This is a genomic window from Mediterraneibacter torques (genome assembly GCF_044591705.1).
GTDB lineage: Bacteria > Bacillota > Clostridia > Lachnospirales > Lachnospiraceae > Mediterraneibacter > Mediterraneibacter torques.
The window spans coordinates 583,533-600,106 of sequence record NZ_CP172594.1 but is presented as its reverse complement, the minus strand read 5'-3'; the positions used below and the strand labels follow the sequence as shown (position 1 = coordinate 600,106).

The 16,574-nt window shown below is 39.8% G+C and carries 31 protein-coding genes; 3 read left to right on the top strand and 28 right to left on the bottom strand.

Annotation, left to right across the window (positions count from 1 at the left end; translation table 11 throughout):
* Nucleotides 1–89: 89 nt before the first annotated feature.
* Genes ACH9UM_RS02725 through ACH9UM_RS02715 form a run of 3 tightly spaced genes read right to left on the bottom strand, consistent with a single transcriptional unit; the run spans nucleotide 90 to nucleotide 1,815 of the window.
* Nucleotides 90–425, bottom strand: coding sequence for a YjcQ family protein (locus ACH9UM_RS02725; RefSeq protein WP_302013486.1), 336 nt, complete (start codon nucleotides 423–425; stop codon nucleotides 90–92).
* Between the two features lie 6 nt (nucleotides 426–431).
* Complete coding sequence (locus tag ACH9UM_RS02720) at nucleotides 432–728, bottom strand: hypothetical protein (RefSeq protein ID WP_055159413.1); 297 nt, start codon at nucleotides 726–728, stop codon at nucleotides 432–434.
* Nucleotides 697–1,815, bottom strand: a complete 1,119-nt coding sequence (locus tag ACH9UM_RS02715) for a hypothetical protein (protein ID WP_227077286.1) — start codon at nucleotides 1,813–1,815, stop codon at nucleotides 697–699. Before ACH9UM_RS02715 ends, ACH9UM_RS02720 begins: the two co-directional genes overlap by 32 nt.
* A 278-nt stretch (nucleotides 1,816–2,093) precedes the next feature.
* Between ACH9UM_RS02715 and ACH9UM_RS02710 the strand changes: the two genes are divergently transcribed.
* Nucleotides 2,094–3,263, top strand: coding sequence for an IS110 family transposase (locus ACH9UM_RS02710; RefSeq protein ID WP_009243756.1), 1,170 nt, complete (start codon nucleotides 2,094–2,096; stop codon nucleotides 3,261–3,263).
* A 134-nt stretch (nucleotides 3,264–3,397) separates the two neighbouring features.
* Here the strand turns inward: ACH9UM_RS02710 and ACH9UM_RS02705 are convergent, their stop codons facing one another.
* The 25 genes from ACH9UM_RS02705 to ACH9UM_RS02585 all read right to left on the bottom strand — a co-directional run bounded on the left by ACH9UM_RS02705 (nucleotide 3,398) and on the right by ACH9UM_RS02585 (nucleotide 14,748).
* Nucleotides 3,398–4,615: a phage portal protein gene (locus ACH9UM_RS02705; protein ID WP_302013487.1), complete on the bottom strand. Its 1,218-nt coding sequence runs from the start codon at nucleotides 4,613–4,615 to the stop codon at nucleotides 3,398–3,400.
* A 95-nt stretch (nucleotides 4,616–4,710) separates the two neighbouring features.
* The gene (locus ACH9UM_RS02700) at nucleotides 4,711–5,052 is read right to left on the bottom strand and encodes an HNH endonuclease (protein ID WP_302013488.1); all 342 of its coding nucleotides are present in this window, start codon (nucleotides 5,050–5,052) and stop codon (nucleotides 4,711–4,713) included.
* 109 nt (nucleotides 5,053–5,161) lie between these two features.
* Nucleotides 5,162–5,389, bottom strand: coding sequence for a hypothetical protein (locus tag ACH9UM_RS02695; protein ID WP_055159407.1), 228 nt, complete (start codon nucleotides 5,387–5,389; stop codon nucleotides 5,162–5,164).
* 156 nt (nucleotides 5,390–5,545) lie between these two features.
* Nucleotides 5,546–5,965 carry a DUF1492 domain-containing protein gene (locus ACH9UM_RS02690; RefSeq protein WP_400091881.1) on the bottom strand — a complete coding sequence of 140 codons (420 nt, stop codon included), beginning with the start codon at nucleotides 5,963–5,965 and terminating at the stop codon, nucleotides 5,546–5,548.
* A 2-nt stretch (nucleotides 5,966–5,967) separates the two neighbouring features.
* Entirely contained in the window at nucleotides 5,968–6,318 is a 351-nt protein-coding gene (locus ACH9UM_RS02685) for a hypothetical protein (RefSeq protein ID WP_400091879.1), read from the bottom strand.
* Nucleotides 6,319–6,322: 4 nt separating this feature from the next.
* Entirely contained in the window at nucleotides 6,323–6,520 is a 198-nt protein-coding gene (locus ACH9UM_RS02680) for a hypothetical protein (protein ID WP_055159401.1), read from the bottom strand.
* On the bottom strand, nucleotides 6,520–6,756 hold the full coding sequence (locus ACH9UM_RS02675) for a hypothetical protein (RefSeq protein ID WP_055159399.1): 237 nt from the start codon (nucleotides 6,754–6,756) through the stop codon (nucleotides 6,520–6,522). Before ACH9UM_RS02675 ends, ACH9UM_RS02680 begins: the two co-directional genes overlap by 1 nt.
* A gap of 18 nt (nucleotides 6,757–6,774) precedes the next feature.
* Nucleotides 6,775–7,263: a GNAT family N-acetyltransferase gene (locus tag ACH9UM_RS02670; RefSeq protein WP_055159397.1), complete on the bottom strand. Its 489-nt coding sequence runs from the start codon at nucleotides 7,261–7,263 to the stop codon at nucleotides 6,775–6,777.
* Nucleotides 7,264–7,277: 14 nt separating this feature from the next.
* The gene (locus ACH9UM_RS02665; protein WP_055159395.1) at nucleotides 7,278–7,559 is read right to left on the bottom strand and encodes a hypothetical protein; all 282 of its coding nucleotides are present in this window, start codon (nucleotides 7,557–7,559) and stop codon (nucleotides 7,278–7,280) included.
* The gene (locus ACH9UM_RS02660; protein ID WP_302013745.1) at nucleotides 7,560–7,979 is read right to left on the bottom strand and encodes a YopX family protein; all 420 of its coding nucleotides are present in this window, start codon (nucleotides 7,977–7,979) and stop codon (nucleotides 7,560–7,562) included.
* Nucleotides 7,980–8,069: 90 nt separating this feature from the next.
* Entirely contained in the window at nucleotides 8,070–8,453 is a 384-nt protein-coding gene (locus ACH9UM_RS02655) for a hypothetical protein (protein ID WP_055159392.1), read from the bottom strand.
* A gap of 105 nt (nucleotides 8,454–8,558) precedes the next feature.
* Nucleotides 8,559–8,714 (bottom strand): hypothetical protein, encoded by a 156-nt coding sequence (locus tag ACH9UM_RS02650; RefSeq protein ID WP_155236839.1) that lies wholly within the window; start codon nucleotides 8,712–8,714, stop codon nucleotides 8,559–8,561.
* 97 nt (nucleotides 8,715–8,811) lie between these two features.
* Nucleotides 8,812–9,177, bottom strand: a complete 366-nt coding sequence (locus ACH9UM_RS02645; RefSeq protein WP_055159389.1) for a hypothetical protein — start codon at nucleotides 9,175–9,177, stop codon at nucleotides 8,812–8,814.
* Nucleotides 9,167–10,516, bottom strand: a complete 1,350-nt coding sequence (locus ACH9UM_RS02640; RefSeq protein WP_302013744.1) for a ParB/RepB/Spo0J family partition protein — start codon at nucleotides 10,514–10,516, stop codon at nucleotides 9,167–9,169. The genes ACH9UM_RS02645 and ACH9UM_RS02640 overlap by 11 nt, the downstream gene beginning before the upstream one ends.
* The gene (locus tag ACH9UM_RS02635; RefSeq protein WP_009242796.1) at nucleotides 10,513–10,773 is read right to left on the bottom strand and encodes a hypothetical protein; all 261 of its coding nucleotides are present in this window, start codon (nucleotides 10,771–10,773) and stop codon (nucleotides 10,513–10,515) included. The genes ACH9UM_RS02640 and ACH9UM_RS02635 overlap by 4 nt, the downstream gene beginning before the upstream one ends.
* Nucleotides 10,774–10,783: 10 nt before the next feature.
* The gene (locus tag ACH9UM_RS02630) at nucleotides 10,784–11,209 is read right to left on the bottom strand and encodes an RNase H family protein (protein WP_400091872.1); all 426 of its coding nucleotides are present in this window, start codon (nucleotides 11,207–11,209) and stop codon (nucleotides 10,784–10,786) included.
* 1 nt (nucleotide 11,210) lies between these two features.
* The gene (locus ACH9UM_RS02625; protein ID WP_400091870.1) at nucleotides 11,211–11,972 is read right to left on the bottom strand and encodes a hypothetical protein; all 762 of its coding nucleotides are present in this window, start codon (nucleotides 11,970–11,972) and stop codon (nucleotides 11,211–11,213) included.
* Between the two features lie 161 nt (nucleotides 11,973–12,133).
* On the bottom strand, nucleotides 12,134–12,274 hold the full coding sequence (locus ACH9UM_RS02620; protein ID WP_009242799.1) for a hypothetical protein: 141 nt from the start codon (nucleotides 12,272–12,274) through the stop codon (nucleotides 12,134–12,136).
* Nucleotides 12,271–12,450, bottom strand: coding sequence for a hypothetical protein (locus ACH9UM_RS02615; RefSeq protein WP_400091867.1), 180 nt, complete (start codon nucleotides 12,448–12,450; stop codon nucleotides 12,271–12,273). The genes ACH9UM_RS02620 and ACH9UM_RS02615 overlap by 4 nt, the downstream gene beginning before the upstream one ends.
* A gap of 30 nt (nucleotides 12,451–12,480) precedes the next feature.
* Complete coding sequence (locus ACH9UM_RS02610) at nucleotides 12,481–13,359, bottom strand: hypothetical protein (RefSeq protein ID WP_400091865.1); 879 nt, start codon at nucleotides 13,357–13,359, stop codon at nucleotides 12,481–12,483.
* A 57-nt stretch (nucleotides 13,360–13,416) separates the two neighbouring features.
* Nucleotides 13,417–13,611, bottom strand: coding sequence for a hypothetical protein (locus ACH9UM_RS02605; RefSeq protein WP_009242803.1), 195 nt, complete (start codon nucleotides 13,609–13,611; stop codon nucleotides 13,417–13,419).
* A 16-nt stretch (nucleotides 13,612–13,627) separates the two neighbouring features.
* A complete protein-coding gene (locus ACH9UM_RS02600) occupies nucleotides 13,628–13,852 on the bottom strand; it encodes a hypothetical protein (protein ID WP_400091863.1) in 225 nt (74 codons plus the stop codon).
* Nucleotides 13,853–13,874: 22 nt separating this feature from the next.
* Nucleotides 13,875–14,027, bottom strand: a complete 153-nt coding sequence (locus ACH9UM_RS02595) for a hypothetical protein (protein ID WP_009242805.1) — start codon at nucleotides 14,025–14,027, stop codon at nucleotides 13,875–13,877.
* A gap of 351 nt (nucleotides 14,028–14,378) precedes the next feature.
* A complete protein-coding gene (locus ACH9UM_RS02590; RefSeq protein ID WP_009242807.1) occupies nucleotides 14,379–14,501 on the bottom strand; it encodes a hypothetical protein in 123 nt (40 codons plus the stop codon).
* A gap of 61 nt (nucleotides 14,502–14,562) precedes the next feature.
* Nucleotides 14,563–14,748: a helix-turn-helix domain-containing protein gene (locus ACH9UM_RS02585; protein ID WP_129795054.1), complete on the bottom strand. Its 186-nt coding sequence runs from the start codon at nucleotides 14,746–14,748 to the stop codon at nucleotides 14,563–14,565.
* A 200-nt stretch (nucleotides 14,749–14,948) separates the two neighbouring features.
* On the opposite strand from ACH9UM_RS02585, the gene ACH9UM_RS02580 reads away from it, so the two are divergent.
* Together ACH9UM_RS02580 and ACH9UM_RS02575 are read left to right on the top strand one after the other, a co-directional pair.
* A complete protein-coding gene (locus ACH9UM_RS02580) occupies nucleotides 14,949–15,326 on the top strand; it encodes a helix-turn-helix domain-containing protein (RefSeq protein WP_129795053.1) in 378 nt (125 codons plus the stop codon).
* A 230-nt stretch (nucleotides 15,327–15,556) separates the two neighbouring features.
* Nucleotides 15,557–16,354 carry a type II toxin-antitoxin system PemK/MazF family toxin gene (locus ACH9UM_RS02575; RefSeq protein ID WP_400091860.1) on the top strand — a complete coding sequence of 266 codons (798 nt, stop codon included), beginning with the start codon at nucleotides 15,557–15,559 and terminating at the stop codon, nucleotides 16,352–16,354.
* Nucleotides 16,355–16,574: the final 220 nt, after the last annotated feature.

The following is a 16,574-nucleotide window of genomic DNA, read 5'->3' as shown; positions in this document are numbered from 1 at the left end:
CTTTTAACTATATCTTTCATGGGCAATATCACCCCATTGCCTGAAGGGATATTTTTTAAATTGCATTAAAAAACGCGCTTTTCGCGCGCTTAAGTAAATGGAGTTATTTCTTTTATGTCTTTCAAAAATTCTTTCGCTTTCTCTATCAAGGAGTTGTTGCACACATACGCAATCCCTTCCGGTGTGATCTCTGCCGTTTTTAAATCATAAATCAATTCTTTGCCCCACACTTTTTCTGTTTCGCATGTTATATATCTGTCTTCAATTAAATTTCTCATGATATAATCCCAGTATTTCCGGTTGATCTGCAGTAGTTGATTGTCGTGAGTAATCATGTTTGGATTTACATCTTCCCCCGATTTCAATTTTACATACAAGTACGATAGTATCTTGTATACAATTACAAAATAATCGTCTTTTGCCATTTCGCCTCACCCTTCGATCTCTTCTATCATTTTTTCAAACATTTCTTTTTCATTCATTTCTTCCATGTAGAACAGCTTTCCATCCTCAAACATGTTTTTTTCCACTTCTGTTTTTGAGAATGCGTGTTCTAATACGATCGCGTTTGCCCAACTCAGCCCCGATACAATAAAAAACTCGTCCTCTCTTACAGCAAAGCACTTTTTCCCTCGCACTTCTGTTTCTTTCTTGTATCTTCTTTCAAATTCTTTTTCTAACGCCTTGCATCTTTCGTCAATCTTCTTTTTCTTTTCCGTTGATATCATATCTTTTCACACCTCCTTCTCCTGTAGAAATTTTATAGTATTCACCTCCGTGATGACTTCTTTCTCCTGGGTGATACATTAATAATCCATCTCCCCCGAAGTTTACCCTGTATCCTCCGCCCTCTTCAAATGGAATATCTCTGTAATTTTCCCCTTTTAAAGGTTTTATCTCATATCCCGATTCTTTCAGTGCGTAGTATAAACCTCTCGGTGTATACGCGCTTAACATTTTGGGGTGTCCTGATATTCTTGAAGCAAGATCGAGTCCGTTTTCCTCTTTGATCCTTTTTTCTTTTTCCTTTGGCGTTTCTTTTATCTTATCACTTTTTTGCTTGTTAGACCACTCTTTCGTATTCTCTATTCTTCTGTTTACATCTTTCTTGTCTGTCGTTTTCTTTGTGTGTACATTTGTTACTTTTCCGTCTCCAGCGTCATACTCTACGGTACACCTACAATGCTTGTGCCGCCTGAACACATCGTTTCCGGTGTCCGATACAGCTTCGTAATCATATACCCCTGTAAGCCTGTTGCACCATTCGCAGCATTTTCCTGTTGATGTTCTTCTGATTTTCGGTCTTAACCCTGCTTTTAAGTGAAAATCTGCATTTTCTTTTACCGCTGCATCTATTACAGATTGCGTAAAGTTTACGACCGCTTCTCCTAGTATGTACGCGACATCCTCGTATTTTCCTCCTGATACGATGTTAATAATTCCTCGAACCCTATCTTCGTTCATTTCCGGTTTTATGGCTTTGATTCCGATTCCTGCTTTTTCGTTTAATATCTTTTGAACTTCTACTGCTGCCTCTGCTGTAATATCATAATTATGTTCCAGTCGTTCCCTTATTACCCTGTCAGCGATATTGTAATACATTTTGCCATCCGGTAATATTTCTTTTGATAAATTGCTTTGAAACGCATCCGCTAGTAGTTCCCCTGTTTCGATCGCAAAATCATTCGCATCTTTATATGTCGCTGTTTTTTTCTTAACCTTTTCTCGAAACGCTTTGATCGTCTCGCTTTTTTTTAATTTCTTTTCAAAATCTTTTTTTATTTTTTCCAGTAATTCCGGTGCGATATCTTTCATTTATCCCCTTGTATGATAATTAGGAAGTTAATTATCACACGTTTCCTTTCTTTTAATATCGTGGTTCAATACAATTCAGATACTATGGACTTTTGATTTTTCCCTGTAGCCTTGACTACTCGACTGGAGTGTATTGCCGCTACCTTTATCTGAATTGTTTATTAGCTGGATGTTGCCGGAGTGTTTTTCACTCAGAGTACTTATTTCTATCAAGTCTACGATGATAATCGATGGTGGACATCATGGTATCAGACTTTATGAAAGGGAGGTACAACCTCATGAAAATTTTTGTAGGCATTGATATTGCCAAACTCAACCATTTCGCCGCTGCGATTTCTTCGGACGGTGAAATACTCATTGAGCCGTTCAAATTCACAAACGACGCTGATGGCTTCCAACTGCTGGTCTCTAAGCTCGAATCATTCGATAAGAACAGCATCATCATCGGTCTTGAGTCGACGGCACACTACGGTGACAACCTTGTTCGATACCTTGTTGCTGAGTTCTACCAAGTGTGTGTGTTGAACCCCATCAAAACCTGTCAGATGCGTAAGAACAATGTTCGTAAAACAAAGACAGATAAGGTCGACACATTTGTTATTGCTAAAACTCTTATGATGCAGGATGACCTAAGATTTATTACCTTCTTTGATCTCGATATGATGGATCTTAAGGCCTTGGGGCGCTTTCGGCAGAAAACCATTAAGCAACGCACCCGATTGAAAATCCAACTGACAACCTATGTTGATCAAGTATTCCCGGAGATTCAATACTTTTTCAAATCCGGTCTGCATCAGAATGCTGTCTATGCTCTTTTAAAAGAAGCACCTTCTCCAAAAGAGATTGCTTCCATGCATATGACTCATCTGGCAAATCTGCTCAAAGTGAACTCGCACGGACATTTTACTAAAGAGCAGGCCAAAGAATTAAGAATTCTCGCACAGAAGTCTGTCGGTGCCAACGACAGCGCTATATCTATTCAGATAACTCAAACCATTCAACAAATCGAGTTACTGGATAGCCAATTAGAAAAGATTGAAGCTGAGATGACGGATATCATGAAATTTAACGATTCTGTCATCATGACCATTCCTGGTATCGGTTATATCAATGGTGGAATGATCCTTGGTGAAATAGGCGATATTCACCGTTTCTCCAATCCAAACAAGCTGCTTGCTTTTGCAGGCCTGGATCCTTCTGTTTATCAGTCTGGTAACTTTCAGGCTAAGACAACAAGGATGTCCAAACGTGGCTCTCGTGTTTTACGATATGCTCTTGTAAATGCAGCTTGGAACGTTGTCAGGAACAACGCAACCTTCAAGGCTTATTATGATGCCAAGAGGGCTGAAGGCCGGTCTCACTACAATGCACTTGGGCACTGTGCCGGCAAGCTTGTCAGAGTCATCTGGAAGATGCTCACTGACGAAGTAGAATTTAACCTCGAGTAAGAGATCTGTATACCTATATCGATAGATTTTGAAAAAGCACCCTAAGGGAGCTCTATTAAAGTTACCCTTTTTTACCACCGATATGAAAAAGAAATTTTTTGCTAATTTATGGTTGACTTTTCATAGCTGGTCTCTTATATCCCCGTGAAATCTTTCATTTTATCTTGTGTAATATATCCCGGGATTGCCTGATTGATTTTTATAGCTCCGTCTCCATAACTACTCAATGCGGCCGCGTCCGGTTCAAAGACCGGCTCCCATTTTGGTTTTGTTAAATAAAACTGCCTCCGCTCGTACGGGTAGTTATCCCTCAAGCACGCCGCGATGTATCCCGCGTTTAAAAAACCTGTGCCAAACGTCCTCTGCGCTTTTCTTGCGATTAGTCTAAGATTTTCGTGACTTGCCTTGATTGCTTCCGCACTGCTTGGATTGTCTGTTACAAACCCTAGATCGTCCAGCGTTAGACCTGTCTCTCCGGCAAATAATCCGGCAAACATTTTTAGCTGATCGTTGTGAGGTGACATGCTTTGCTGCGCAAATTGCCCTAGCTGCGGTTTGTCGCCGCCCTCGCCTTTCGTAAATTCCAACAAGCTCGACATTGCAGCCTTCCATTTGTTAATCGGTTCTAGATCAGGGTCAGTTCCAACTACATATTTTTGCGGAAACGAGTAAAACTCTGCCGCAATTTCTGATCGTTTTACCGTCCTCATTGCACTGTTGACAATATCCATGCACGCTCGACTGATCCTGCTATGACCAAACGGTCTTACCGCATCCGGCCGGAATACGATCGGGACAAGAAGCGGGTGTGGTACGTTGTTTTTAATTCTCTCCGGCGTCTCGTCTCCTTTTCTGTATATCCATGTGTCGTCTTTTGTAAAATATGCTTCTGTTTTCGGGTTTTTGTTTTTATCTCGTTCGAGTACGGCGTAACCTTCCACCAACAGACCTGTGCTATCGTCTATGATCCCCGTTGCATTCGCGCCGTCTATTACTTGCAATTTCGGAAATCCTGTTTTGTCTACTGATATATAAACAAAACAGCATGAAGAAATAAGCGCTGACAGTACGGCGCTGTCAAAAAATGTATCTGGGTTGTTCATCAAAAAAATTTCTCCGATGTCAAAATTATCATTTGTGAATTCTCTGAATACAATCCTGTCTGCAAGGTTATCCACTGCTTTCCCGCACCATCCGAGAACCGACTGTACGTTTCTCAATTCTGGCGGTGTCGATATCTGAAAATCCTTCACCCTGTTCTTCATTTCATAGTATTTGTAACGCATTTTCACTCGTTCGCTCTTTATCTGTAAACGTCTTCGTAAATAATTTACCCCTCTGTAATCTGCCATATTAGCTTCCTTTCTTTTAGCGTGTGTTTTTTTTCACAGTGACGGCGTGAAGTACGTCCATGCCCGTGTATAGGGGTGGTATGCCCCCTTATTTCCTATTTACTGCGTCTTATATTTTTCCAATCAAACGTGTGCGGCAACACTCTGTTGCTTATAACTTCATCCTTTTCTTTGTCTCTCCGCTTTATCAACTTGTCACTCTTCTGCCTGTTGCACGTCCAGTGTGCAAGCTGAAGATTGTTTATATCTGATGGATGTCCCCCTTTTGCTATCGGGATAATATGATCTATGCACGGCGACAACGGATGCGGATATTTTAATCCGAAGTCAACCGGTTTCCCGCATATCCCGCATACCGTCTGTGTTGCATATATTTTCTTCTTATTCCGTTCAAACGCTCCTCGGTGTGATCCATCTCGATCCGGTCTGTATGCCATGCCTTCATCCTTTTTCTTTATATACAAAAAAGCAGCCGACTTTCGCCTGCTGCCCTTTGTATTTCTCTGTTTACTTTTCTTCGATTCTTTTATTTGTTTCCGCTGTTCTTTATTTCTCCAGCTCTTCTGCTAACTCTCGGAATACTTCCGATAATTCTTTGCACTCTTCTTTGGTTAAATCATGCCCGAAACAATAGTCACAGCATTCCATCAGTGTAATGTTTTCTTCGTTCCATTCCAGCGAAAATACTCTGTCTTTTTCCCCTAGTTGTTTTAAAAGTTGCTCATGCTTTTTAACTACCTCTTTATCTTTGTATTGATCGTAATTGCAAAACATGTCATCACTCTCTTTCAAAATAGTTTTCAAAAAAAGGACGCCCTTTCGGATGTCCTTGCGCGTGGTTATGAGAGGGTTATTTCCCTCTTTGTCTTTTAATTCAGTTTATACTATATCACATTTTCGAGTCTCACGGAGTCTCATTTTATAAAATTTCTATAAAATTTCAAAGTTTTCCAGTGCACTATCATATATTCTGTATAGTTTCGCCTTACTTACTCCCATTTTTCGTTGTATCGCTTTATTGTTTTCTCTAAGTAAATAGTATCTTGTAAGTGCTTCTTTTTCTTGTTCATCATTCATTTTGTTTATTGCTTTTCTGATGCGTTCGTACCGGATCACGCTTTCAATCCATTCTTTTTTCAACTCATCCGTGAGGCTTTCGATTTTTGCGTAGCAATCCGATAGATCCTTTTGACTGCTGCCCCGTGGCATTCCATCACCTTGCAGCGCCGGAAGCATCATTCCGAGTCTTAGTTGTTGTATTTGATCTTTTATTAAAGTTTCTCTATTCTTTGCTTTTATATATCCCTTGAGGTATTCTTTTTTCTGTTCGATTTCTTCCCATTTCTGCATTATTATTGCCCCTCGTTCTCTTCCAGTATTCTAGTAGGGATATTTATACCCTCACCATGACAAGGCTGCTCATCAATTATTCTCAATATGCTTTTCTTATATTCTCTTAATGCCCAAGCAGTTATTGTTTTCCCATTTCGCATTCCAGTAATTGTTATTCTGAAGCTTTCTACTTCCTCTTTCAGTGTTTTCCGGTCTATCAAATCATCAGATCTTTTGTAAGTAGCTTTGTCCATGTACTTGCGAAAGATGCTTCTAATGTCCTTCATTTTTACGGCCGTGCTGTGTCTAATAGTCGTATTTGTGAACTCTCTACTTTCAATTTCTTCCAAAATCTTCTCTAGTACGTTCATGTTCTCAACTCCATTCTTGACCTTGTATTTCAAACTTCTTTCCGCATTTTTGACATTCTAATATTTCATAATCCCAATCTGACGGGTGTCCACATAAATCACAGAATTCTGAATAATCATATTCATTTTCTTCTTCGCAATACGGACATTCAAATACAACAGAGGTAGGAATACACCTAACTACAACTTCTACATCTTCCATCACTCCACCTTCAACAGTTCAAAGTATTCTTCAAAATGCTTTTTGGTTATTTCCAGCCACGAACCATAATCTACAGCATCAATATGAACATGGTCTTGACCGCCAATCATCATGTGACCGCTTTCATCTAATTCATAAGCTTTTCCTTCGTCGATTACAATCGAACTATTTTCGATTAGAAATCCATCTTCGTCGTATCTATCTACGCAAAAAGACTTCTTGCATTTATATTTCATTGCTCCACCTCCAACAAACTATTTCTTAAATTCACATGCTAAAATCTCGAATTCCACATCGTCATGCAACTTTCCATCCAGTAGTTTTGCAACCTGTCTATGATAAGCACACTCTCTACCGCCATGCTTTTTAATAAAATTTCTATATCCTTTAACTGCTGGGTTCTCGACAAATGCACTCCATGATACTCTATTCATGCCGTGTTTTTCAAATAAATCACAAATCACTTTATAAACATCTCTTGCGAACTCTATATGATTTCCAAAACTTATAATTCCGAAGTTATCTGCACTCATTGTTATCCAACTTATACGATAAGATATGTACCCAATCACATTTCCATTGTTATCAACTGATGCGAAATGATGAGCGTCATAATTATTGTCAGGAATTGTTGGTAGTTCGCTCCCTGTCCATCCGCTATAGAACATATATTTAAGGTCGTACCATGTCCTCAAAAAAAGTTTTTCTAATTCCTCTTTGTATAATTGCGCTGGTTTTAGCATCACTTCACCTCCAATCAAAATGAATATGCTACCCAAAAATATTGCGTACTTCCTTCAATCGGATAGTAATATATTCCATCTCCGGAATCTTCCCCGCGCATCCATTGGTCACAATATTCTCCATCTGTTTGTTCTTCTCCGTTTGGTTCTTGAGATACCCCAAAACCGTCTATCCAAAAATCCTCAAAACCATTTTCATTAGCAAACTCTTCCAATTCTTCATAAAGTTTATCTATTTCTTTTTTTAGCTCCTTATATCTTTCTGCTTTACTTGCTATTTCTTTAGGTGCTTTCATTTATCTCTCCACCTCCAACAAATCTGCATTATCAAAAATATTGCCGATTACTTCAACACAGTTCCTTTCACATACATAAAATCCAAGATTGCAAGCGTCTGTGTGCATCTCTTTTCCAAATACATAACTGTAATCTAACTGCCAATCTCCTTTATTGTATGTCACGATTTCAGGATATTTTTCTTTTCTATTGCAGATATCATTCTCCCAAATCTTATTACCGTTCTTGTCAGTAAGTCCTGTGTACTGGCAGATGGTGCCGGGGTCGATTTCAATCCATTCATTTTCTCTTTCATCAAAACCTATTTCTTTATTTAGGATCAGGAGAATATAGCGGCGTTTCCTGCAATAAACATAATATCCTTCCACCCATTCACCATTATCTTTTCTCTTTGCTTTAAAAAGTATTTCTCTGTTCATCTTCTACCTCATCAAAAATTTATATTAATTCCCGTATGTTCCAGATGTTGTATTCGTGTGTGTCGTGTTCTGCAATTTCTTCTTCGTCCCTTACTTGTTCTCTCTGATCCCCAGCTCAATCCCTAGTTCCTCTTTGATCGTTTTTATATAATCGTTCCAGCTTGCCATGTCATCCATGATGCATTCTGCTTTTTTGTTAAATCGTTTAATAAATCGGTCGCATCTTTGTGTTCCGAAGCCGAACTCGTCATGTAAGGTTGCCACGGAAAGGATTGTTACTGTGTCTACTGTCTGTTCTTTGATCTTGATTGTCGCCCTGTTAATGTCTTTTTTTGCTAAGGCGGTACGGATTCCGGTGACATTCCTGAATTTGATTTCTTTTTCCAACGCTTCGACACCCTCATTTTTGACGATTTCAAGCGCCATTAATAATCCATCTTCCCGTCCTGTTATGTAATCGTTTCTTTTTGCCATTGTTTTTCCTCTTTTTCATCCTTTTTTTCGAGATGTCAAAATCCCACTTCAAAACAGTAATTACTGTTTGTAGCAGGTTTTTGATTGATCCTTTTTTCTATCCTTTTATACTATAATTTCTTCGGCGCTTATGCAGTATTTGTGATGCAACCCTTTTTCTGTCCTGTAATAAAGATCGCCTGTTTCGGCGCTCCATCCCCAATCAGTCACATCATAAACGGTCTTGATGCCTGTTTTTGTTTTAATTTTTAAAATTCTCACGTTTTCCTCCTTTCTCCCGCCGCATAAAACGGCGGGGAAACCTGTATTTACTGGTTGCGCGTGACATTTTATGTATCATCGCCATACAGCGGAGGTACTAAAGGTAATTCTTTCTTGCGATCTGTTCCCATTCTTTTCGGGTGTGAACCTTTTCAAACTCTGTTTGTGCGATTTTACAGAGCAGCTCCCTTGTTTTTCGGCTGTTGTGTACTGCCTGCTGCCCCGTTCGATGATGCTCAATGCATAGGTCTACTTTTAACCCGTTTTCTTCAGATATCGCTCTTTGTCCTGCCCCGAACAGGATATGATGCTCTTCCGTCTGCTTTACGGAATAGTCGCCGTTTAACCGGGCGCATAAGTAGCAAATGCCCTTTTGACTGTTTAAAATGCTTTTTTTGTGGATTTTCCGTTTTTTCTTCTTTCTCGGCTTCGGGAAAGCCATGTCCGAATAGTCAATGCTCATCTTCCGTCTCCTGTGTGTATAACTCATGAGTCCCGTTTAGGATCTTTAGTTCTTCCAGTGATCGAAATGAGAACCCCATCTGCTGAAGTAATCTATAGAAGTCTCTTAGGCATTTCATCCCTTTTTCGTAGTGTCCGTAATAGTCAGTTGCTTCGTACGGCTCTGCCGTCCGGGTCAAGAGGATCAGCATTTGCTTTTCTTGGCTTATTTCTGCAAATTCTTTTTCGATCCGTTCTTTTTCCTCTTCTTTCGCTTCGTACGCGTTTTCGATCCCGTAAAATCCATACACCGCGTTCATGTGTGCTACGCTTCCGCCGTCCGTTATCCGGTTTATCATGATCTTCCAGCCTGTTTCTTTTACATCAACTTCTTTCGGTATTGTGATTTTTCCCGACACAAGTTCTTTAATAAAATCGTTCCTTTCCCTTCTCATCCTTTTCAGGATTTCCGTTATTTTTCTTTTGTTTTCCTTGATTTTCTCCGTTTTCTTTTCCTGTTCCGTTTTTTCCCGCTCTTTTTGTATTACTTTTTTTACTACATAGATCCTATCGTAGTATTGATAATAATAGAGCTGATCTTTTGTGTCTTGCAGATCGATTTTTGTTTGATCCTCCCACTGTGATAGATCAATATTTGTTATCTCTTTCCATTTTCCGGTCCATCTTTCTTCTTTCGCTCTTTTCGGCGCGGCTTTTACTCCTTTTTCTTCCAGTATTTCAAACACTATTTGAGCGTTTTTCTTTATTTTTTCTTCTTTCACGGCCTGTTTTGCTTTCCATGCGATTTCGCGTGACGATACTGCAGTCTTAAGGATTTCATTCCTTTTTTTGATGTCTTGTACCTTCTCCAGCTCGTAAAGGTCCGTTAATGTGAGTTGGAAGTTCTTATTTTCTTCGCGCCTCGTAAGTGTTTCTTGATCCAGTTTTGCAAGATTTAACCTATGTCGTACTGTACTTCTGCTAAATCCGGTCTTTTCCGCGATTGTTGTTTCTGTTTCTCCCAAATCCAACATGAGCTGGAATCCTTGTGCTTGCTCGCTTACTGATAGATCGCTGCGCTGCATGTTTTCCAACAACATCGTTGATATTTGCTCTTTTTCCGTCATTTCCACAACGGAACAGGGCATTGTTTTCAATCCCGCTTTTCTCGCTGCCGTCAGTCTTCGGTTTCCGATCACTACAAGATAGTGGTCTTTTTTGTCCGGGTTTGGTACTACAGTCAAATTTTGCATTACGCCACGAGCTTTTATGCTTTCCGCCAGCTCGTCAATGTCGGTGTATACCTTCCGCACGTTCTGCGGGTGTATGTCTAACTGTTCGATTGCAATATCTTGTATCATATCTGCTCTCCTTTCAGTAATTTTTCCACTTCCCACCAAGTAAACGACCTTTTGATCCCGTAAGGGTTTTCAAAAAGTGCGTGGTGTGGAAACGCTTTTAAAAAGCGCATCCGTTTCTTGATGGCAGTGTGTTTTTCGCTTCTTTCCGGCTGCTGCCGGAAAATCAACGTATATATCTTTCCTTCAACGAGTCTTGGGCGGTTGCCGATGTATTCCCTTGCGTTTTTCGCGCATCTTGCTTCTTTTGTAATTCTCATGGTGTCCTCCTTATGTTAGTTCTTCTCTTAGCAATCCCTGATAATCATTGCTGGCGCAAAAGCGAAATTCCGTTTCGTGTTTCTCCGCTTCCTCAAGGTACATTTTCCATAATTCTTTATTTTGGACTTCCGCGCCTGTGGCTTTTTTCCACTCGGATCGCCGCCACTTCTCCGGCGCTCCTTGTTCTGAAATATTTTTGATATAAGCGTTATCAGTGTGAATTACAACATGACACTGCTCTTTTAATTTTTGTAATGATTTTATGATTGCGATCAGCGTCAATCTGTTGTAAGTAGATTCGCACTCTTCGCCACTCATGACCCGGTATGCTTCTTCTCCGTTTGACTTAGTAAATACTAGGGCGGATGCGTATTTCCCATCTTTTACAATGGGGGATTTTATGGTGGTTTCTATGTAGATATTTACTGTTTTCATTTTAAATCCTCCTGTGGATTCTGATCAGTGTGTATCTGCGGTATCTCATCCCCGTAGCCGGGTTGATCCCCTCGTAACTGTTTGCGATGTAATAGCCTTTTTTGGGTTTTACTTCTTTTTGCCAGCGTACAAGTTTTTGGGATTTCGGTTCGGGTAACGGCATATTTTTCGCATGGTTGTAGCTTGCTTCTTTTAGTCGCGGTTTTCCTTTGCTTCCGTCCGATCGTTTTTCTCTTGTTTTTTCGTTTTTTGTCATATAGTTTGCCAGTTTTGTAAAATCCTCATCGTAAAACCGGCTTTTTTTGATCTGCGTAATATAGATTGCTCCGTGTTCCCATGCATCTTCGATCCATTCTGCCGCCCCTGATGTTTTTTTAATGACTAGATGGATGTGCCATGCACCCTTTGTGCCCCGCTCTATGTTTCTGATCCAGTAAAACGGAGTGTTTGCCTTTTTATATTTCGGACGGAGCTTTCGGAGTGCTTTTTGTAAGTCTTTTAGTGCCACTGTCATGTCTTTCGGTCTTTGCTCGACTTTGTAGGTGTATGTTACAAAGTAGTCTCCTGCATCAAAATATTCGATCAGTAATCGTCTGCATATCTTCGCTCGGTTGGCTCGGTTGACTGCCGCCATCTGTTCCGGCGTCGGTTTCTTTTTCTTTTGCCGTGCCTTTCCTTTTGCTCCATATCTTCCGTCTGGATATTCCTCTACGTCGTAGACGTCTCCGCCCCGTAATTTGTACGTTTTTCTCCGTGTTGCCATCTTTTATCTGTCCTAACTTTAATATCTTTATCGAGGTTTAAAAGCGGGAGTCCCCGCGTGTATCGCTTGACTTCCCGCCTCTTATTTGATACAATATATTTGTCCTAACAAGAGGCGGGAACGCCATCTTTTAAGCGCATCAGTTGCTGTGATGCGCTTTTTTAATTGATTACATATGTACCGCCGCGCTTTTTTTGCTTTTCGCGCGCATACGCTTCGACTTCCGATCTGGTCATTGTCTTGCACTCTAATGCGTACGGATCTCCCCAGCGGATGATCCACAAAATAACTTCTTCTTTCATTTCATGAGGTGTTTCGCTGCTTCTCTCGCTATTTCTTGCATTGACTTTTCTGCGTGTTTTTTTCCGTACTCTTCTTCGAGGATGTTTCTTATTCCTCTTAATATCATGACTGTTTCTGCTTCTAATAATATTAAATTTCCTTTTATTTCCACATTGCCTTTACTGCATTTAATCATCTTTACAAATTCCTTTCGTTAAAATGTTTTTTAGTTTTTGAATCTGATCTCCATCAAGTCCGCTAACATTAAATATTCTTGTGCTTTCTTTGTCTCTCCATGCGTTTCGCAGACCTTATCTCTGAACTGCGCAAGCGTTCCGTAGAAACATCCACAGCGTACGCCTACATCTCCATCTTTAAGCCGGAAGAATGTGGTTGTGCGATTACAAGATCCGAAACCGTGAGCATATGCATAATCCTTATCGCCGGAAACCCGTGCATCGCCGAAAACCTGTGCATCGCCGGAAACCCGTGCATTGCCGGAAACCCGTGCATTGCCGAAAACCTGTGCATCGCCGAAAACCCGTGCATTGCCGGAAACCCATGCATTGCCGAAAACCCGTGCATCGCCGAAAACCTGTGTATCGCCGGAAACCCGTGCATTGCCGGAAACCCATGCATTGCCGAAAACCCGTGCATTGCCGAAAACCCGTGCATTGCCGGAAACCCGTGCATTGCCGGAAACCCGTGCATCGCCGAAAACCCATGCATTGCCGAAAACCCATGCATCGCCGAAAACCTGTGCATCGCCGAAAACCTGTGCATCGCCGAAAACCTGTGCATCGCCGAAAACCCATGCATTGCCGAAAACCCATGCATCGCCGAAAACCCGTGCATTGCCGAAAACCCATGCATTGCCGAAAACCCGTGCATCGCCGAAAACCTGTGCATTGCCGGAAATCTGTGCATCGCCGTAAATCCATGCATCGCCCATATGACTCAGGTTTTCTTCTTTTTCTATGTATCCTCCCAAATCCCCGGCTTTTACATTGCCAAACTCAATTAACGCTTTAATGCGAAACAGTTTCACGCCGGAAATATCTACAATAAATTCGCTTGTTAGTTTAAACTTCTTCGCTTTTCTCATCCTTTCTGTTACAATAATCTTGGTTGTTTAGTTATGCGTCCTAGAGGCTGCCGCCTCTTATGGGCGCTTTTTTGTTCTGTAAACGTCAAAGTCTTCTTGGTTGCCTACGCTTCCCCACGATGTGATCTGATCATTTTTTACAAGTACGACCGTATTTACATAATCCTGATCGTATTTCAGACACCAATCTTCGAGCAGATCCAAGATGCAGTTCATTTCTTCTTCGGCGTCTTTCTTTATTTCTTCGTCCATTTCTTTGTTCACCTCCTTAGATCGGTCCTGCCTGCAGGATGTAAATAATCACAGCCATCACCGCATTTAACATCATGCTGGCAACCGTTACCGCGATCAGTCCTCTTGCAGCATTGTCTCTTTCTTTTCTTTTGCGCTGGATCTTTCGTTTCTCCCGCTTGTGATCCGCTTCCGGAAAATTTCTTCGCTCGATCGGGATCAGCTCCAACTCCGGCGCTGCCTGTAATTTCATCTCTTCCATGCTTGTCCTTCCTTTCTACCGCTTACGCGGTTTTCTCTTTTCGTATTAATGCTTCTCTGATAATCCGACTGCATGCGTCTATACTGCTTTGGATCTCTTCTTTTGTACGGTTTACATAACTGTCGTCATGCACTCGGATTGTTGCACCTCTTATGCGGATTTCTTCAACAATCACGTTCTTCACCTCCTGTTTATGTTTATGTTTTAATGTTTGTACTTGTTGCGTTGTCCCTAAAAATCTCCTATACTTTAAATACAGGCACCGGCATGCCGAGTATTAAGAAGGGAGTAGCTACTATATGTATGATGTTTATTTTTCATATTTCGATGGAAATGATCACTTGTGCACGAATGTAGATAAAATCGAAATTCCTACTTCATCCGGAATAAGAACATATTCGGGCGATGAAATTGCATCTCAGCATTTTAGGATTCACTCAGAGATTTACCTGTATAGTTCTAGTACAAGTTACACAATTTCTACAACTGGGTTAAAAGCCATCGAAATCAGAAAGAAATAATCTTTCTATACTAGAACCTCTATACTAATTTCTGTATGGGGGTTCTCTTTCTTTAATTCTTCTGCTTTCTTCAAAACATCACTAACATCGTCCATCCTTGTTATGTGAAAAATTATTTTTATTCTCATTATTACCTTCACCTCCTCTTCTGCTTCAAAGTCATGTTTACCGAACACCTTTCCTGTTACACTACTCTAGGAAGTACTCAATAGATACTCCGAAGTAGTCGGCGAGGATTTTGAGCTTTTCCATCTTTGGCTTACTTCTTCCTGACTTCCAATCAGAAAATGTAGATTTAGTTATTCCAGTATCTTCTGACACACGATAATCTGTCAGTTTTCTTGAATCCCTGATTTCTACATATTTTTCATACATTAAATAATCACCTCATTTCCGAACTTTCCTATTGATTTTAGTTCGGAAATCAGATACAATATATTTACCAGATACATTGACAAAGAATTAAGTTACAATTCTGTTTTGATTTCCGAACTTTGTAGCTTTATTATAGTGCGGATATCAGAACTTGTCAATAGCTTTTGTACTGATTTCAGAATTTTTTTGTGAGGTGTATTATGTATGAAATTTATTGCAAGTTAAGAGATGCCAAAGGCATGAAAGACGCTGACGTTGCAAGGGAAACTGGGATTACCAAGTCAACTTTCTCCGACTGGAAGAATGGAAGAAGCAACCCCAAAGATGCAAAACTACAAAAAATTGCTGACTTGTTTGGAGTATCAGTAGAGTATATTCGTACTGGCGAAGAAAAGGAAGGCGGTGAGAAGTACTATTTAAACGAAGAAACCGCTGAGATGGCACAAAAACTATTTGAAAACAAAGATTTGCGTGTCTTATTCGATGCTGCAAAAGATGCTACTCCGGAAGATTTGAAAACAACATATGACATGCTTATGGCATTAAAGAAAAAGGAACGTGATAATAATGAGTTTTGATTATCAAATTTTTTTCATGGACGGAATGACCGTTAATGAAGTAATAACCGAGAATGAAGATAATTCATTCACTATTTTTATAAACGCAAATTTATGTGAAAGCAAACGGTTAAAGGCAATTAACCATGCGATTAGGCATATAAAGGAGCGTGATTTTGAGAAAATAGATGTACAGAAAATCGAAATGTCTGCGCATAAATAAGGTATAACCGCTACGGCGATTATATAAAGTGGTGTTAAAGGAACAGGGGACAAAAGAAAGAGAGGGAAGTAAAAACGCTATGAAACAAAAAGAAAAATATTTTTTCGATAAAAATGAGGTCATCGGAAATAAAAAAAGAGCTATAAAAACCCTTAATGAGCTGCTTGAAGCACACATTAAAAAAGCACCTGAAGACAGCACAACAGAAAACGATTCCCATCTCAAAAAAATAAATCTGCTTTCGTATTGGATCAATACATATTGTAGATTTATTAAAAAAGAAAAAACATTTGATGCTTCAAAAAATAAAGTATACAAAAGAGGTGAAATTATTCAAGTTGACCTAGGCTTTCGTATTGGTCATGAAGAAGGCGGATTGCATTATGCGGTTGTTTTAAATAAAAAAGACTCCCCTTATTCCGATATATTAACCGTACTTCCTCTTTCATCTAAAAAAGAATATACCACACCTAATAAATTCACTATTGATTTGGGAAACGAAATATATGATAAGCTCCATCAAAAGTATATGCAAAAATTCAATAATTCAATTCAAGATGTGAAAGTATCGCCAAATCCGGTGTATGCCGGAGAGAAAATAACGATAGCTTTTACAGTAGATACAACGGAAGCCGATAAGGTGCAAAAAGAAATTGATTTAATGAAAACTGGAAGCATTGGCTTAGTTTCTCAAATCACAACAATTAGCAAAATACGAATAACAAAACCTTTGCATTATTCCGATGCTTTTGCAGGTATAAAATTAAGCGATGAAAGTTTAAATATAATAGATAAAAAAATCTGCGAATTATATATTGGTAAATAATTATAGTATAAAGTATTGACTTTTGGGGCATACCAACATATAATGTTATAGAACAAAACACCTTAGCGTGTATAACATTAGGACAATGCAGTTTACCTGCACAACTTAGACCCCGTAGTAATACGGGGTCTTTTACGTTATACGAAATATACCCGACACTCCCAAAGTCGCCGGAGCATATACGAAGGAAAATGTATTTACCAGGGTAGCCGGAGGACGA